Here is a 14,868-nt window from a genome sequence, read left to right as displayed (position 1 = left end):
CGACGATCGGTCCGTGCCGTCGACTGTAGAGCGACAGCGGGGGATGAACCGGACCGGATGCCGCGATGGCACCCGGTATTGACGCAACCCTGACGCGGACCGCCCGGCACCCGCCCGACCAGCCCCGATCCGCTCCGCAAGATCAGTAGTACCGGAGGCCGCCGGCTGCAAGGATGATCGCCATGACAGAGGTACGGACGGCCCACAGCGCCGACCTGGACGCGGACGCACGCAAGGCGATACGGATGCTGCTGGATGCCGCGTTCGAGGGCGATTTCTCCGATGTGGACTGGGACCACGCGCTGGGCGGCGTGCACGTCCTGGTGCGGGAGGACGGCGAGCTGATCGCGCACGGCGCCGTGGTGCAGCGGCGGCTGCTGCACGCCGGCCGGGCCCTGCGCACCGGCTACGTGGAGGGCGTCGCGGTCCGTGCCGACCGGCGCGGGCAGGGCCACGGCGCCCGGGTGATGGCGGAGCTGGAGCGGGTGATCCGCGGCGGGTACGCCCTGGGCGCGCTCTCCGCCGCGGACGACGCCGCCGGGTTCTACGCGGCCCGCGGCTGGCAGGCCTGGCAGGGCCGGACCTGTGTGCTCACGCCGTCCGGCATGGAGCGCACCCCGGAGGACGACGGCAGCACCTACGTGCTCCCGGCGGGGGCGGCCCCCGGCCTCACCGGGGTGCTGGTGTGCGACTGGCGGGACGGCGCCGTCTGGTAGCCCGCGGAAGCAGAGCCCCGGCGGTCCGGGCGGTCGCCGCCCGGGGCCCGCTCACCGGCCCCGGTGCGGCAGGGCGGCCGCTCAGTGCGGAATGGTGTCGATCAGCTCCCGGGCCCCCTGCCGCAGCAGCGCCACGGCCACCGAGGTGCCGAGGGTGGCGGGGTCGAGCGGACCGGCCCACTCGTGCGCGTCCAGCACGGTCTTGCCGTCCGGGGAGAACGCCCGGGCGCGCAGCGAGAGCCGCCCGTCCCGCTCGGCCCGCGCGTACCCGGCGATCGGCGAGTTGCAGTGGCCCTGGAGGACGTGGAGGAACATCCGCTCCGCGGTGGTCTCGCGCCAGGTGCCGTGGTGCCCGAGCCCGGAGACCGCGTCGATGGTCGCGGTGTCCTCCTCCCGGCACTGCAGGCCGAGGACCCCGGCGCCGATCGGCGGGCACATCGCCTCGACCGACAGGATCTCGGTGATCCGGGAGGTCAGCCCGATCCGCTCCAGCCCGGAGACGGCGAGCAGCAGCGCGTCGGCCGCGCCCGCCTCCATCTTCTCCAGCCGCCGGTTGGCGTTGCCGCGCATCGGCACGCACTCCAGGTGCGGGTGGGAGACGGCGAGCTGGGCGACCCGGCGCACCGACGAGGTGCCGATCCGGGTCCCCGCCGGAAGCTGATCCAGCGTCAGCCCGCCGGGGTGCACCAGCGCGTCGCGGATGTCGTCGCGCTCGAGGTAGGCCGCGAAGACCGTTCCGGCCGGCAGCGGCCGGTCCGCGGGCACGTCCTTCATGCAGTGCACCGCGAGGTCCGCCTCACCGGCGAGCAGCGCGGCGTCGACCTCCTTGGTGAAGGCCCCCTTGCCGCCGAGCTTCGACAGATCGCCCATCCACCGGTCCCCGGAGGTGGTGACGGGGACGACCTCGGTGCGCATTCCGGGGTGCAGCTGGGCCAGTTCGGCGCGGACGCGCTCCACCTGGGCCAGGGCCATCGGTGAGGAACGCGAGACGATACGGATCAGTTCGGCGGACGGCATGCGGACACGATAGAGCGTCAGCTCCGCTCCCCCGGCACCGGCCGGGGGCCCAGTGCCGGGGGAGCGTCCGCCGACGCGCGGAAGGGCAGGGCTCCGGGGCATGTCCTGCCCCCCGTGGTCCGCTCGGGACCGGTCGCCCGGCCCGGACGGAGCGTTACCCGACCGGGTGACCCAGCGGTCGGTCCGGGCCACTGGCGCGACGGGCGGGCACAGGCCGCGCATACGCAGGCGGGCCGGCCCCGGGGACTCCCGGAACCGGCCCGCACCACGCGCGCATGCCGGGTCAGCGCACCTCGGTGATCTCGGGGCCGCGGGTGAGCCGGTCGACGCCGCCCGCGAACCGCGAGCTCTCGTCGGCCTGCTCCTGCTGCACGCCCTCGGGCACCATCTGCGCGTCGTTCGGCAGCTTGAGCACGATCGGGTCGCGGGGCGCCATCGGCGCGTCACCGCGCACCACGACCGAGTCCTTGAAGACCTGCTCCAGCAGACCGGCCGCCTCCGGCTGCACCGCGCCCTGACCGGAGATCACACCGCGCAGGAACCAGCGCGGTCCGTCGACCCCGATGAAGCGCACCATCTGCACGCCGTTGGTGCCGTCCGGCAGCTGGACCGGGACCTGGGCGCGCAGCTCCCAGCCGAGCGGGCCCTCGACCTCGTCGACCACACCGCCCTGCTGGGTGATGCCGGTGGCGATCTCCTCGCGCACCTCGCCCCAGATGCCTTCCTTCTTGGGTGCGGCGAACGCCTGCAGCTGGACCGCACTGTCGCGCACCACGACGGTCGCGGCGACGATCGCGTCACCGGCGACCTCGACCCGCAGCTCCATGCCCTCGACCCCGGGTACGAGGATGCCGCCGAGATCCACTCGCCCCTCGGCGGGGTCCCGCACCTCCGAGATGTCCCAGGGGCCGTCCGGGCGCGGTGCCGGCGGCAGGCTCACCCGGCGCTGCCCGGTGTCCTCCGCGGCGTCGTCCGGCTCGAACTCGTCCGAGCCCACGCCGTCGGCCGGGCCGCCGGCTGTGCCCGCAGCATTCCTGGCGTCTGCGCTTTCCTTGCGACGACGTCCGAACACGTCACTGTCCTTCCCGGTCGGTTACGACCGCTGCGAAATCATGTCCCCCGACAGGGCCGCCCACCGCGGCATGGCCGCCGGTGGAGCCGAAGCCCCCTCCGGCCCGCGCGGAGCCGGGAAGTTCCGCGACCTCATGGAAGCGCACCTTCTCGACCTGCTGGACAACCAGTTGGGCGATGCGGTCGAAACGCTCGAACCGCACGCTCTCGCGCGGGTCCAGATTGACCACGATCACCTTGATCTCTCCACGGTACCCGGCATCGACCGTCCCGGGCGCATTCACCAGGGCGACGCCGCAGCGGGCGGCCAGGCCGGAACGCGGATGGACGAAGGCGGCGTACCCGTCCGGCAGGGCGATCGACACCCCGGTCGGCAGCACGGCCCGCTCACCGGGGGCCAGCTCGGCCGCCTCGGTGGTGACGAGGTCGGCGCCGGCGTCCCCGGGGTGGCCGTAGGCGGGGAGCGGGACCTCGGCGTCCAGGCGCCGGATCAGGACATCGACAGGGAGACGGCTCACGGATTCACCTCGAACGCACGTGCGACCTTGGTCTGGTCGGGATCCTCGAGCGCGGCCTTGATCTCGGCGGGCCGGCCGTGCTCGATGAAGTGGTCCACCTTCACCTCGATGAAGAGGGCGTCGGCCCGCACCGCGACGGGCCCCTCGGGGCCGCCGATCCGGCCGACCGCCGACGAGTAGATCTTCCGGCCCGCCACCGCGGTGACGTGCGCGTCGAGGTACAGCACCGTGTCCACCGGCACCGGCCGGACGAAGTCGGTCTCCAGCCGCCCGGTCACCGCGATCACCCGCAGCAGCCAGTTCAGCGAGCCCAGGGTCTCGTCCAGGGCCGTCGCCAGCACACCGCCGTGCGCCAGCCCCGGGGCGCCCTGGTGGGCGGGCTTCACCGTGAAATCGGCGGTGACGCTCACCCCCTGCCCGGCACGCGCCGCCAGATGCAGGCCGTGCGGCTGGCTCCCGCCGCAGCCGAAGCACTGGTCGTAGTGGGCTCCGAGGAGCTCTCCGGGGGCAGGGGCGTCGGGGTGCCGTACCGGCGGTTGGGCGTCGGCCGGCGGCCTCAGCGATGCAGTTGGTCCACTCACGAGTGCTGACCCTACCCGCGCGCGCCTGCGGACAGCGGTGCCGTGCCAAGCTTGTGCCCATGCAGTCCTTCGACGAACGCCTCACCGCCCCCCGATCGTGGTGGCTCGTCGCCACGCTGGCGGGGGTCTCCCTGGGGCTCATCCTGCTCCCCTTCGGCATCCTGCCGATGCTGGGCGGGGTGATCGGCGGTACGGCGCTCGCCATGGCCGCGGTGAGCTCGTACGGCTCGGCCCGGATCCGGGTCGTGGCGGGCTCACTGGTCGCCGGAGACGCGCGCATTCCGGTCGAGGCCCTGGGAGCCGCCGAGGTGCTGAACGCCGACGAGGCGGCCGCCTGGCGCAGCTACAAGGCCGATCCGCGGGCCTTCATGGTGCTGCGCAGCTACATTCCCACCGCACTGCGGGTGGAGATCACGGATCCGGCGGACCCCACGCCGTACGTCTATCTGTCGACCCGGGACCCGGAGGGGCTGGCCGCGGCGCTCTCGGCCGTCCGCGCCTGACGCCGCGTTCCGGCGGGCCGGGTGCCCGAGCCGACGCACGGAGCATGCCCGCGTGGAATGCGCCGAGCCCCAACGGCTCGGGCGTCGAGCTCCGGGGGCTCAGGCGTCCCGGTCCGGCCGCCGCGGGGCGCCGGGCTCCGGTTCGGGGCGCGGGTCGGGGTGCGGGTGCTGGAGCGCCTTGGGGCTGCCCAGCTCGTCGACGCCCTCGGCCTCCCAGGAGGGGCCCGGTGCGGGCAGCCGGCTCCAGGGGACCTGCCGGGTGCGGAGGTCCTTGCGGATCTTCTCGGCGAGCCGCTTGGTGCTGCGCCGGTTCATCATCGCGCCGACCGTGGCCCCGACCATGAACGGAATCAGGTTGGGCATGTTGCGCACGGTCCGCTTGAGGATCTGCTGCCGCAGCTCCCGCCGCATCTGACCGCCGAGGGCGACGTTGAGGCTCGACGGCTTGGACACGTCGACGCCGCGCTCCTCGGCCCAGGAGGTGAGGTAGGCGGTGGCCCGCTGGGTGCGGCTTCCGGCGACCGGCAGGCCGTACACCTCGTGCAGCTCGGCGATGAGTTTGATCTCCACCGAGGCGACGCCGACCACCTCGGTCGCGAGCTCGGCCGGCATGGCGGGCGGCACCGGCAGCATCGCGGCCGCGCCCACACCCGCACCGACGGCGGCCGAGCCGCGGGTGGCGGACGTCACCAGCCGGTCGGCGATCTGCTCCGGGCCCATGCCCGGGTACTGGCGGCGGAGCGTGGCCAGATCGCGGACGGGGATCCGTGGCGCGATCTCGATGATCCGGTCGACGACCACCGAGAGGCCCATGCGGACCCCGCGACCGCCCAGCCGCACACCGCGGCCCGCCGCTGCTGCGAGCGAGGCCGCCCGGCCTCGCTCGTCGCGTGCGTCCGCGGGCCCGTCGGGGCCCGTGTGGGGCGGGGTGGAGCCAGTCACGGCCCGTCCCGGTCTCAGGCCGCGCAGTCGCGGCAGATCGGCTGGCCGTTCTTCTCGGCGGCCAGCTGGCTCCGGTGGTGCACGAGGAAACAGCTCATGCAGGTGAACTCGTCGGCCTGGCGGGGCAGCACCCGCACGGACAGCTCCTCGTTGGAGAGGTCCGCACCCGGCAGCTCGAGGCCCTCGGCCTGCTCGAACTCGTCGACGTCGACGCTGGACGTCGACTTGTCGTTCCGCCGGGCCTTCAGCTCCTCGATGCTGTCCTCGTTGAGTTCGTCATCGGTCTTGCGTGGAGTGTCGTAGTCCGTTGCCATGTCGCTCTCCCCCTCTGGGTGTCTGCGGTGTCTCAGCGCACGTAACGCGTGAGAGGCCGGACTTGTGCCCGACCCGAGGCGGAGATTTTGCCTCACATCAAGGTCTGTTACTCAATCGACACCCAACCGCACCCCTGAAGAGGTGATCGGGTTGGATGGCGATCGGGACCGTACACGGTCCGAATGTCGCACTCACGGGCGCCACCCCGTGTACTTCCCGTGATCAGGGGCCCGGGAAACCCGGATTTTCCCGGCTTTCCGGCGACCTTTGCGACCACGGAGCGTAGATGGCCCGAAATTCGCGCATGTGATCGATCACACACGAATCCACCAGCGACGGAGCCCGGGAATTCCGCTCACGGCGAACGGGATTCCGGGTCCCGGACGGGCAGCGTGACGCGCATCACCAGCCCCCCTCCCTCGCGGGGCTCCGCCGTGATCCGGCCACCGTGCGCCCGCGCCACCGACCGGACGATCGACAGCCCGAGCCCGACGCCCTTGTCGCTCCCGGTCCGCTCGGTCCGCAGCCTGCGGAACGGCTCGAAGATGCTGTCCACCTCGTAGGCCGGGACCACCGGACCGGTGTTGGAGACGGTCAGCACCGCCTGCCCCGGCAGGGCCTCGGTGGTGACCTCGATCCAGCCGTCCGCCGTGTTGTACCGCGCGGCATTCTGCACCAGGTTCAGCGCGACCCGCTCCAGCAGGACGCCGTTGCCCTGGACGATCACCGGCGCCCGCTCGCCGCGCAGCAGGAGCCCCTTGGCCTCGGCCTCGGCGCGGATCTGCTCGATGGCCCGCAGGGCGACCTCGGCGAGGTCCACCGGCTTGCGGTCGACGAGCTCGTTCTCGCTGCGCGCCAGCAGCAGGAGCCCCTCCACCAGCTGCTCGCTGCGCTCATTGGTGGCCAGCAGCGTCTTGCCCAGCTGGGTCAGCTCCGGCGGCGCCTCCGGGTCGGAGAGCTGCACCTCCAGCAGGGTGCGGTTGATCGCCAGTGGGGTGCGCAGCTCGTGCGAGGCGTTGGCCACGAACCGTCTCTGCGCGTCGAAGGCGCGGGCGAGCCGGTCCAGCATCTCGTCGAAGGTGTCGGCCAGCTCCTTCAACTCGTCGTCCGGGCCCTCCAGTTCGATCCGGCGGGAGAGCTCGGAGCCGACGACCAGCTGGGCGGTGCGGGTGATCCGGCCCAGCGGCGAGAGGACCCGGCCGGCCATGGCGTAGCCGAAGGCGAAGGCGAGGACGCTCAGGCCCAGCAGGGCGAGCAGCGAGCGGCTCAGCAGGTCGTCGAGCGCCGCATGCCGCTGCTGGTCCATGCAGGCGTCGAGGACGACATTGGCCTCGCTCGCCGACATCCCCGCACGGAGACCGCGACAGGCGTTGCTGGTCAGCGCCACCTTGCTCTCCGGGAGGAGCTTGAACAGCGGCTCGGTGCCCACGTTCAGCGCCTGCGCGGCCAGCAGATAGATGATCGAGAGCAGCAGGATGCCCGCGATCAGGAACATGCCGCCGTAGAGCAGGGTGAGCCGTATCCGGATCGTCGGGCGCAGCCAGGGGAAGGGGCGGGGCGGCTGGTGCGGGGGGTCCCAGGTGGGCCGCGGCGGGGCGGCCGGGGGCGCGGGTGTCTGTGCCATCGGTCAGATCCGGTATCCGGAGCCGGGCACCGTGACGATCACCGCGGGCTCGCCGAGCTTGCGGCGGAGCGTCATCACGGTGACCCGGACGACGTTGGTGAACGGGTCGGTGTTCTCGTCCCAGGCCTTCTCCAGGAGCTGCTCGGCCGACACCACGGTTCCCTCGCTGCGCATGAGCACCTCGAGCACCGCGAACTCCTTGGGTGCCAGCTGCACCTCCTTGCCGTCGCGGAACACCTCGCGCCGGTTCGGGTCCAGCTTGATCCCGGCGCGTTCCAGGACCGGGGGCAGCGCGACGGTCGTGCGGCGGCCCAGGGCCCGCACCCGGGCGATGAGCTCGCTGAACGCGAAGGGCTTGGGGAGGTAGTCGTCCGCGCCGATCTCCAGGCCCTCCACGCGATCGCTGACGTCGCCGGAGGCCGTCAGCATCAGCACGCGGGTGGGCAGCCCGAGCTCGACGACCTTGCGGCACACGTCGTCACCGTGGACCTGCGGCAGATCGCGGTCGAGGACGAGGACGTCGTAGTCGTTGACCTCGATCCGCTCCAGCGCGGCGGCCCCGTCGTACACGACGTCGACGGCCATGGCCTCCCGGCGCAGTCCGGTGGCCACCGCATCGGCGAGCAGTTGCTCGTCCTCGACGACGAGTACACGCACGGTGCAATTCCTTCCCTACGGGCCTGTGGGCAGGCCTGATGTCCTCGGGTGAGCCCCTCCATCCTGCCCCGAAGTCTCGTAAACCGGCGGTAAGAGGTCCGTGCGCGAGGAGCGCCCCACGAGGTCGCGCGGTCCTGGGGGTCCGGACGGCGGCCGGGGGCACAAAGCACGGCGGACCACGGCTGGAAGGGAAAATTCAGGAATCTCGGGGTGTTGAGGTTTCTCCGCCCCGAGGGAGGGGGAGGACGATTGCACACCCGAGATCACGCCGTGTCGAGCGGTACGCCGCGGTCTGCTGTCCCCGCAGGACCCACGATGTGTGATCACCCGCCGTCGGCACACCCCCGTGCCATCGACCCACGACGAGGGGGCGCAATGGACGCGTTCACCGCAGGAATTCTGCAGCGTATACGAACCACCGAGTCCGATCTGACGCGCGCTCGCGAGTCGGGCGACGACTTCCTCGCCGAGGTGGAGCAGTCCGAGCTGGACGACCTGCACCGCCTGGCCGCCGATCATGGTGTGGAGATCAACGCTCTCAGCGCCTGACACCGAACCGTCTCACTGCGACAGGGCCCCGGAACCGCTCGGTTCCGGGGCCCTGTCGTTTGCCTCGCGCTCTGCCGTGTGCCTCGCGCTCTGCCGTGTGCTGTGCGCTCTGCCGTGGCTGTGCGCTCTGCCCTGCGCCGAGCGCTCCGTCGCGGGCGGCGGGCCGCGCGGAGGGCAGGGCGCACGGGCCCCGGACGGCGCCGTGCGGCCCGTTCAGCGGGCCCCGGCCCCCGTCAGTCGTGCCAGGCGCCGAGCTCCTCCAGCAGCGCCTGGAGGGGCTCGAAGACCCCGGGAGCGGCGGCGACCGCGAGTTCCCCGGTCAGCTTCTCCCCGGGGCGTCCGCCGGTGAGCGCGCCCGCCTCCCGGGCGATCAGCTCGCCCGCCGCGTAGTCCCACGGGTTGATCCCGCGCTCGTAGTAGCCGTTGAGGCGGCCGGCGGCCACATCGCAGAGGTCGATCGCGGCGGCGCCGCCGCGGCGGATGTCCCGGACCCGGGTGAGCAGCCGGTGCACCACCTCCGCCTGGCCCGCCTTGCGCTCGGTGCGGTAGCCGAAGCCGGTGGCGATCAGGGCCTCCGCCAGCCGGGGTGCGGTGCGGCACTCCAGGGGCCGGTCGCCGAGGTACGCACCGCCGCCGCGGACCGCCCGGAACGTTTCGCCACGCATCGGGACCGCCACCACGCCGACGGCCGTCTCGCCGTCGATCTCCGCGGCGATGCTCACCGCCCACGAGGGCAGCCCGTACAGGTAGTTGACCGTGCCGTCGATGGGGTCGATCACCCAGCGGACGCCGCTGGTGCCCTCGGTGCTGGATCCCTCCTCGCCGAGGAAGCCGTCGTGCGGCCGCGCCTGCGCCAGGAAGCCGGTGATCAGCTTCTCGGAGGCGATGTCCATCTCGGTGACCACGTCGATCGCGCTGGACTTGGTGGCGGCGACGCCGAGGTCCTCGGGACGGCCGTCGCGGAGCAGCGTGCCCGCGCGGCGGGCGGCCTCCAGGGCGAGTGCGAGAAGTTCGTCCGTGAGCTGGTGGTTCACCGGGCCCCCTGCAGTGGCTGGTACGGGCTGTCCGCGCCGGCGGCGGCCGGGCGCGGGGTGCGGCCGGGGCAGCAGCCCACGGGGCACAGATCGTGGCTGGGGCCGAGGGCGCCCAGCGCGCAGCGCTCCACCGAGCGCCCCTGCTCCGTCGCCGCGCGCTCCAGGACCAGCTCGCGGACCGCCTCGACGAACCGCGGGTCGGCGCCGACGGTTCCGGCGCGGGAGACCGGCAGCCCCAGTTCGGCGGCCTTGGCCGCGGCCTCGGTGTCGAGGTCGTACTTCACCTCCATGTGGTCGGAGACGAAGCCGATCGGGACCATCACCGCCGCCGGCGCCCCCGCGCCGTGCAGCTCCTCCAGGTGGTCGCAGATGTCCGGTTCCAGCCAGGGGATGTGCGGGGCGCCGCTGCGCGACTGGTAGACGAGCCGCCACGGGTGCTCGGTGCCCGTCTCCCGGGCCACGGCCTCGGCGATCTGCCGGGCCACGTCCAGGTGCTGGGCGACGTACGCCCCGCCGTCGCCGTGCCCGGACGCCGGGCCCGAGGTGTCGGCGGCGGCGGTCGGGACGGAGTGCGTGGTGAAGGCGAGGTGGGCCCCCGCGCGCACCTCCTCCGGCAGTTCGGCGAGCGCCGCGAGGGTCCGGTCCACCATGGGCCGGACGAAGCCGGGGTGGTTGAAGTACAGCCGCAGCTTGTCCACCTGCGGCAGCGGCAGGCCCTCGGCCTCCAGCGCGGCCAGCGCGTCGGCCAGGTTCTCCCGGTACTGACGGCAGCCGGAGTACGAGGCGTACGCGCTGGTGGCGAGGACGAGGATGCGGCGCCGGCCCTCGGTCACCATCTCCCGCAGGGTGTCCGTCAGACAGGGCGCCCAGTTGCGGTTGCCCCAGTGGACGGGCAGGCCGAGCCCGTGCTCCGCGAAGTCCTTGCGCAGGGCTTCCAGCAGCTCCCGGTTCTGCGCGTTGATCGGGCTGACCCCGCCGAAGAGGAAGTAGTGCCGGCCCACCTCCTTCAGCCGCTCGCGGGGGATGCCGCGGCCGCGGGTGACGTTCTCCAGGAACGGCACGACGTCGTCCGGCCCCTCCGGGCCGCCGAAGGACAGGAGCAGCAGGGCGTCATAGGGGGCATGGGCCGGATGTGCGGGCATGCTCCCGATCCTGCCACCCGCCGGCGGCGGCCGGAAAACGGGCGGCGGCCGCGGCCGTCCGCCCGTAATCTGTTCGGGCCCCGACATTCCTTACCGCGGAGTGACCCGTTGCCCAGCCCCTATCGCGCGATCTTCGCCGCACCCGGTGCGAAGGGGTTCTCGGCCGCGGGGTTCCTGGGGCGGATGCCGATGTCGATGATGGGCGTCGGCGTGGTCACGATGATCTCCCAGCTGACCGGCCGCTACGGGCTGGCGGGCGCGCTCTCGGCCACCCTCGCGCTCTCGATGGCGGTGCTCGGCCCGCAGATGTCCCGGCTGGTCGACCGGCACGGTCAGCGCCGGGTGCTGCGCCCGACCGCCCTGGTCTCGGCCGGCGCCGTCGCCGGACTCCTGGTCTGCGCCCAGCAGGGCGCGCCGGACTGGCTGCTGTTCGTGTTCGCCGCGGGCGCCGGGTGCGTGCCCGGCCTCGGGTCGATGGTCCGCGCCCGCTGGGCGGCGCTGCACCGGGACGCGCCGCGCGCCCTGCACACGGCGTACGCCTGGGAGTCGATCGTCGACGAGGTCTGCTTCATCCTCGGCCCGATCGTCTCGATCGGCCTGTCCACCGCCTGGTTCCCGGCGGCGGGTCCGCTGCTGGCGCTGGTGTTCCTGGTCACCGGCATCCTCTGGTTCACCGCCCAGCGGGCCACCGAGCCGGTGCCCGCGCCCCGCGAGGAGCACACCCCGGGCTCCGCGCTCCGCTCGCCCGGCCTGCGGGTGCTGGTGGCCGCCCTGGTCGCGACCGGCGTCGTCTTCGGCGCGGTGGACGTGGTGACGGTGGCATTCGCCGAGGAGGAGGGGCACAAGGCGGCGGCGAGTGTGGTGCTCGCGGTCTTCGCCCTGGGGTCCTGCCTGGCGGGCGCGGTCTTCGGGCTGCTGCACCCGACGGGACCGGCCGCCCGCCGGTGGCTGCTGGGTTTCCTCACGATGGCCGTGAGTATGATCCCTCTGCTACTGGCCGGGAACCTGGTGTTGCTGGCCGGGGCGCTCTTCGTCGCGGGCCTGTCCGTCGCTCCCACGATGGTGACCACCATGGGCCTCGTCGAGCAGCACGTACCGCGCGCCAAGCTGACCGAGGGCATCACCTGGACGACCACCGGGATCACGGTCGGGGTGGCGCTCGGCTCGTCGGCCGCGGGATGGGTGGTCGACAGCGCCGGTGCCGACGCCGGATACGCGGTACCGGCGGCGGCCGGAGCGTCCGCGGCCGCCATCGCGCTCCTGGGATACCGCCGGCTCCGGCCGGCCGCCGAGCGGACGGGGACGCCCCGTCCGCGGGGAAGGGGAGGGTCCAGTGCGAACGACGACGATCGAGAACGGCACAGCCTGGCGTAACTGGGCGGGGAACGTCACCGCCCGGCCGGTCCGGACCCCGGCACCGGCCTCCGCCGACGAGGTGGCGCGGATCGTGACGGCCGCCGCCGCGGAGGGCCTGACGGTGAAACCGGCCGGCACCGGCCACTCCTTCACCGCCGCCGCCGCGACCGACGGGGTGCTCATACGCCCCGACCGGCTCACCGGCATCCGGCGGATCGACCGCGCGGCCGGGACCGTGACGGCCGCCGCGGGCACCTCGCTGCGGCACCTCAACGAAACACTCGCCGCGCAGGGCCTCTCGCTCACCAATATGGGTGACATCATGGCGCAGACCGTGGCGGGTGCCGTCAGCACCGGCACCCATGGCACCGGCCGGGACTCCGCCTCGATCGCCGCCCAGATCACGGCGCTCGAACTGGTCACCGCGGACGGTTCGGTGCTCACCTGCTCCGCCGAGGAGCACCCCGAGATCTTCGCGGCGGCCCGGATCGGGCTGGGCGCCCTCGGCGTCGTCACGGCCGTCACCTTCGCGGTGGAGCCGCTGTTCCTGATCACCGCCCGTGAGGAACCCATGGGTTTCGAGCAGGTTATGGCGGAGTTCGATCAACACGTGGCCGAGAACGAGCACTTCGAGTTCTACTGGTTTCCGCACACCGCGAACTGCAACACCAAGCGGAACAACCGCAGCGCCGGTCCGGCCCGCCCGCCGGGGCGGGTCAGCGGCTGGGTCGAGGACGAGCTGCTCTCCAACGGGGTGTTCCAGGCGGCCTGTTCGGTGGGCCGGGCGGTGCCCGCGCTCATCCCCGGCATCGCCCGGGTGGCCAGCCGCGCACTGTCGGCCCGCACCTACACCGACATCCCGTACAAGGTGTTCACCACTCCCCGCCGGGTGCGGTTCGTCGAGATGGAGTACGCGCTGCCGCGGGAGGCCGCGATGCCGGCGCTGCACGAGGTGAAGGCGATGACCGAGCGCTCCCCGCTGCGGATCAGCTTCCCGGTGGAGGTCCGCACCGCCCCCGCCGACGACATCACGCTGTCCACCGCCTCGGGCCGGGACACCGCCTACATCGCCGTGCACCTGTACCGGGGCACTCCGCACCAGGCGTACTTCACCGCCGTGGAGCGGATCATGACGGCCCACGGCGGCCGGCCGCACTGGGGCAAGCTGCACAGCCGTGACGCCGGATATCTGGAGGGCGTCTACCCCCGGTTCGGTGAATTCACCGCGCTGCGCGACCGGCTGGACCCCGGGCGGGTCTTCGGCAACGCGTATCTGCGGCGCGTGCTCGGAGAGTGACGGCCGCGGGGCGGCCGGCACCCGGGCCACCTGCCGCTTCCGCCCCGCCCTCGCCGGCGCCGAGCCACCCCGCCACCAAGCGGATTGTCGGGCTCCGATTGAATGGATGCCGTGAACATCCCCGTCCCCGATTCGACGCCGTGGCAGCCAACTCCCCCACCCGGCCAGAAGTTCGGCCGCGCGGCGGGTCCACCTGCATGGTCCGAATGGAGTACTGTGGCCAGCCCTGGCTCCGGTTCCTCGTCCGGCCGCCCGGACCTACCGGAGGGGGCCGGAGGCGGCACTCGACCCGGCGGAGCCGCGGAAGGACACGGGTAACGGCGCACAACGGAACGGCACGGTCACGGAGAGTGGCGAATCGGTAACCGTGTCATAACGGCGGATTCGGGCGCATGCCCGACACGCCGGGAAACACGGCAATGTTGTGGCAGGCTGCACCCGGGCAGGCCACACTCGTCCAGCGGAAGCAGCGACGCACGTGACGTCGGCAGGCACCACCCGGGAGGTCCCCATGCCCGAACTGCGTGTCGTGGCCGTCAGCAACGACGGCACACGGCTGGTGCTGAAGGCTGCGGACAGCACGGAGTACACCCTTCCGATCGACGAACGTCTGCGCGCGGCCGTGCGCAACGACCGGGCCCGGCTGGGCCAGATCGAGATCGAGGTCGAGAGCCACCTCCGCCCCCGCGACATCCAGGCCCGGATACGGGCCGGTGCCTCCGCCGAGGAGGTCGCGCAGCTCGCCGGCATCTCCGTCGACCGCGTCCGGCGCTTCGAGGGCCCGGTGCTGGCCGAGCGCGCGTTCATGGCCGAGCGGGCCCGCAAGACGCCCGTCCGGCGGCCCGGCGAGAACACCGGACCGCAGCTCGGCGAGGCGGTGGCGGAGCGACTGCTGCTGCGCGGCGCCGACCGCGACACGGTGCAGTGGGACTCCTGGCGGCGGGACGACGGCACCTGGGAGGTGCTGCTCGCCTACGAGGTCGCGGGCGAACCGCACTCGGCGAGCTGGACCTACGACCCGCCGCGCCGGCTGGTGCAGGCCGTGGACGACGAGGCCCGGGCGCTGATCGGGGAGACCGACGACACCCCGGAGCCCAGCTTCCCGTTCATTCCGCGGATCGCCCGTCTGCCGCGGGACCGGCCGCTGGACCGCACGCAGCCCGCTCCCTCCGCGGAGCCGGAGGAGAGCGGTGAGCGGGACTCGCTGACCAGTCTGCTGGAGGCGGTGCCGAGCTTCCGGGGCGACATGGTCGTGCCGGAGCCGGTGGCGTCCCCGCTGGCCGACGAGGAGGACGAGGAGGAGCCGGAGACCACGGCCGAACCGGCGACGCCCGCCGCGGCCGGTGCCGGATCGGCGTACGCGGACGTGCTGATGCCGCGTGCGGTGGCGGGCCACCGCGACCGGCTGACCGGCACGACGGACCGGCAGGCCGAGGCGGACGGCGTGCGGCCGGGCCGCCGGGCCGCGGTGCCCAGCTGGGACGAGATCGTCTTCGGCACCCGCCGCAAGAAGCAGGAATAGCAGGAACGCAGGTGCCCGAGGGGG

16 protein-coding genes are annotated in these 14,868 nt (G+C 73.1%); 6 read left to right on the top strand and 10 right to left on the bottom strand.

From position 1 onward, the window contains the following. Positions 1 to 173: 173 nt before the first annotated feature. Positions 174 to 716, top strand: coding sequence for a GNAT family N-acetyltransferase (locus ACFYYR_RS23125; RefSeq protein ID WP_388856613.1), 543 nt, complete (start codon positions 174 to 176; stop codon positions 714 to 716). A gap of 81 nt (positions 717 to 797) precedes the next feature. On the opposite strand, the gene hemC is transcribed toward ACFYYR_RS23125, so the two are convergent. From hemC to ACFYYR_RS23105, 4 genes are all read right to left on the bottom strand, one after another. Then, on the bottom strand, positions 798 to 1,733 hold the full coding sequence (gene hemC, locus ACFYYR_RS23120; protein ID WP_388856610.1) for a hydroxymethylbilane synthase: 936 nt from the start codon (positions 1,731 to 1,733) through the stop codon (positions 798 to 800). Positions 1,734 to 2,016: 283 nt separating this feature from the next. Further along, positions 2,017 to 2,805, bottom strand: coding sequence for a DUF3710 domain-containing protein (locus ACFYYR_RS23115; RefSeq protein WP_388856607.1), 789 nt, complete (start codon positions 2,803 to 2,805; stop codon positions 2,017 to 2,019). Between the two features lies 1 nt (position 2,806). Next, positions 2,807 to 3,322 carry a dUTP diphosphatase gene (gene dut / locus ACFYYR_RS23110; RefSeq protein WP_351505082.1) on the bottom strand — a complete coding sequence of 172 codons (516 nt, stop codon included), beginning with the start codon at positions 3,320 to 3,322 and terminating at the stop codon, positions 2,807 to 2,809. After that, entirely contained in the window at positions 3,319 to 3,903 is a 585-nt protein-coding gene (locus ACFYYR_RS23105; protein WP_388856604.1) for a PaaI family thioesterase, read from the bottom strand. Before ACFYYR_RS23105 ends, dut begins: the two co-directional genes overlap by 4 nt. A 59-nt stretch (positions 3,904 to 3,962) precedes the next feature. Here ACFYYR_RS23105 and ACFYYR_RS23100 point away from each other — a divergent pair, with 59 nt between their 5' ends. Then, on the top strand, positions 3,963 to 4,406 hold the full coding sequence (locus ACFYYR_RS23100) for a DUF3093 domain-containing protein (protein WP_388856601.1): 444 nt from the start codon (positions 3,963 to 3,965) through the stop codon (positions 4,404 to 4,406). Between the two features lie 99 nt (positions 4,407 to 4,505). On the opposite strand, the gene ACFYYR_RS23095 is transcribed toward ACFYYR_RS23100, so the two are convergent. From ACFYYR_RS23095 to ACFYYR_RS23080, 4 genes are all read right to left on the bottom strand, one after another. Further along, positions 4,506 to 5,348, bottom strand: coding sequence for a hypothetical protein (locus tag ACFYYR_RS23095; protein ID WP_388856598.1), 843 nt, complete (start codon positions 5,346 to 5,348; stop codon positions 4,506 to 4,508). Positions 5,349 to 5,362: 14 nt separating this feature from the next. Further along, positions 5,363 to 5,662, bottom strand: coding sequence for a DUF4193 domain-containing protein (locus tag ACFYYR_RS23090; protein WP_098754027.1), 300 nt, complete (start codon positions 5,660 to 5,662; stop codon positions 5,363 to 5,365). A gap of 356 nt (positions 5,663 to 6,018) precedes the next feature. Continuing rightward, a complete protein-coding gene (locus ACFYYR_RS23085; protein WP_388856595.1) occupies positions 6,019 to 7,287 on the bottom strand; it encodes a sensor histidine kinase in 1,269 nt (422 codons plus the stop codon). 3 nt (positions 7,288 to 7,290) lie between these two features. Further along, positions 7,291 to 7,944, bottom strand: coding sequence for a response regulator transcription factor (locus tag ACFYYR_RS23080; protein WP_351505072.1), 654 nt, complete (start codon positions 7,942 to 7,944; stop codon positions 7,291 to 7,293). A 375-nt stretch (positions 7,945 to 8,319) separates the two neighbouring features. On the opposite strand from ACFYYR_RS23080, the gene ACFYYR_RS23075 reads away from it, so the two are divergent. Next, the gene (locus ACFYYR_RS23075) at positions 8,320 to 8,493 is read left to right on the top strand and encodes a hypothetical protein (RefSeq protein ID WP_351505070.1); all 174 of its coding nucleotides are present in this window, start codon (positions 8,320 to 8,322) and stop codon (positions 8,491 to 8,493) included. A gap of 233 nt (positions 8,494 to 8,726) precedes the next feature. On the opposite strand, the gene ACFYYR_RS23070 is transcribed toward ACFYYR_RS23075, so the two are convergent. Together ACFYYR_RS23070 and ACFYYR_RS23065 are read right to left on the bottom strand one after the other, a co-directional pair. Beyond that, positions 8,727 to 9,527 carry an inositol monophosphatase family protein gene (locus tag ACFYYR_RS23070; RefSeq protein ID WP_388856591.1) on the bottom strand — a complete coding sequence of 267 codons (801 nt, stop codon included), beginning with the start codon at positions 9,525 to 9,527 and terminating at the stop codon, positions 8,727 to 8,729. Next, entirely contained in the window at positions 9,524 to 10,669 is a 1,146-nt protein-coding gene (locus ACFYYR_RS23065) for a ferrochelatase (RefSeq protein ID WP_388856588.1), read from the bottom strand. The genes ACFYYR_RS23070 and ACFYYR_RS23065 overlap by 4 nt, the downstream gene beginning before the upstream one ends. 108 nt (positions 10,670 to 10,777) lie before the next feature. Here ACFYYR_RS23065 and ACFYYR_RS23060 point away from each other — a divergent pair, with 108 nt between their 5' ends. The 3 genes from ACFYYR_RS23060 (at position 10,778) to sepH (ending at position 14,844) form a co-directional block, all read left to right on the top strand. Continuing rightward, complete coding sequence (locus ACFYYR_RS23060; protein ID WP_388856585.1) at positions 10,778 to 12,043, top strand: MFS transporter; 1,266 nt, start codon at positions 10,778 to 10,780, stop codon at positions 12,041 to 12,043. Further along, entirely contained in the window at positions 12,003 to 13,322 is a 1,320-nt protein-coding gene (locus ACFYYR_RS23055) for a D-arabinono-1,4-lactone oxidase (RefSeq protein ID WP_388856582.1), read from the top strand. Before ACFYYR_RS23060 ends, ACFYYR_RS23055 begins: the two co-directional genes overlap by 41 nt. 478 nt (positions 13,323 to 13,800) lie before the next feature. Further along, a complete protein-coding gene (gene sepH, locus ACFYYR_RS23050; RefSeq protein ID WP_388856579.1) occupies positions 13,801 to 14,844 on the top strand; it encodes a septation protein SepH in 1,044 nt (347 codons plus the stop codon). Positions 14,845 to 14,868 lie beyond the last annotated feature (24 nt).

This window comes from Streptomyces sp. NPDC001922 (genome assembly GCF_042891165.1).
Taxonomy (GTDB): Bacteria; Actinomycetota; Actinomycetes; order Streptomycetales; family Streptomycetaceae; genus Streptomyces.
This window is presented reverse-complemented; position numbering and strand designations above follow the sequence as displayed.

Coding starts and splice junctions, on each gene's coding strand:
- ACFYYR_RS23100 (WP_388856601.1), top strand. CDS start 3,963: ATGCAGTCCTTCGACGAACGCCTCACCGCCCCCCGATCGTGGTGGCTC.
- ACFYYR_RS23085 (WP_388856595.1), bottom strand. CDS start 7,287: ATGGCACAGACACCCGCGCCCCCGGCCGCCCCGCCGCGGCCCACCTGG.
- ACFYYR_RS23075 (WP_351505070.1), top strand. CDS start 8,320: ATGGACGCGTTCACCGCAGGAATTCTGCAGCGTATACGAACCACCGAG.
- hemC (WP_388856610.1), bottom strand. CDS start 1,733: ATGCCGTCCGCCGAACTGATCCGTATCGTCTCGCGTTCCTCACCGATG.
- ACFYYR_RS23090 (WP_098754027.1), bottom strand. CDS start 5,662: ATGGCAACGGACTACGACACTCCACGCAAGACCGATGACGAACTCAAC.
- ACFYYR_RS23065 (WP_388856588.1), bottom strand. CDS start 10,669: ATGCCCGCACATCCGGCCCATGCCCCCTATGACGCCCTGCTGCTCCTG.
- ACFYYR_RS23125 (WP_388856613.1), top strand. CDS start 174: ATGATCGCCATGACAGAGGTACGGACGGCCCACAGCGCCGACCTGGAC.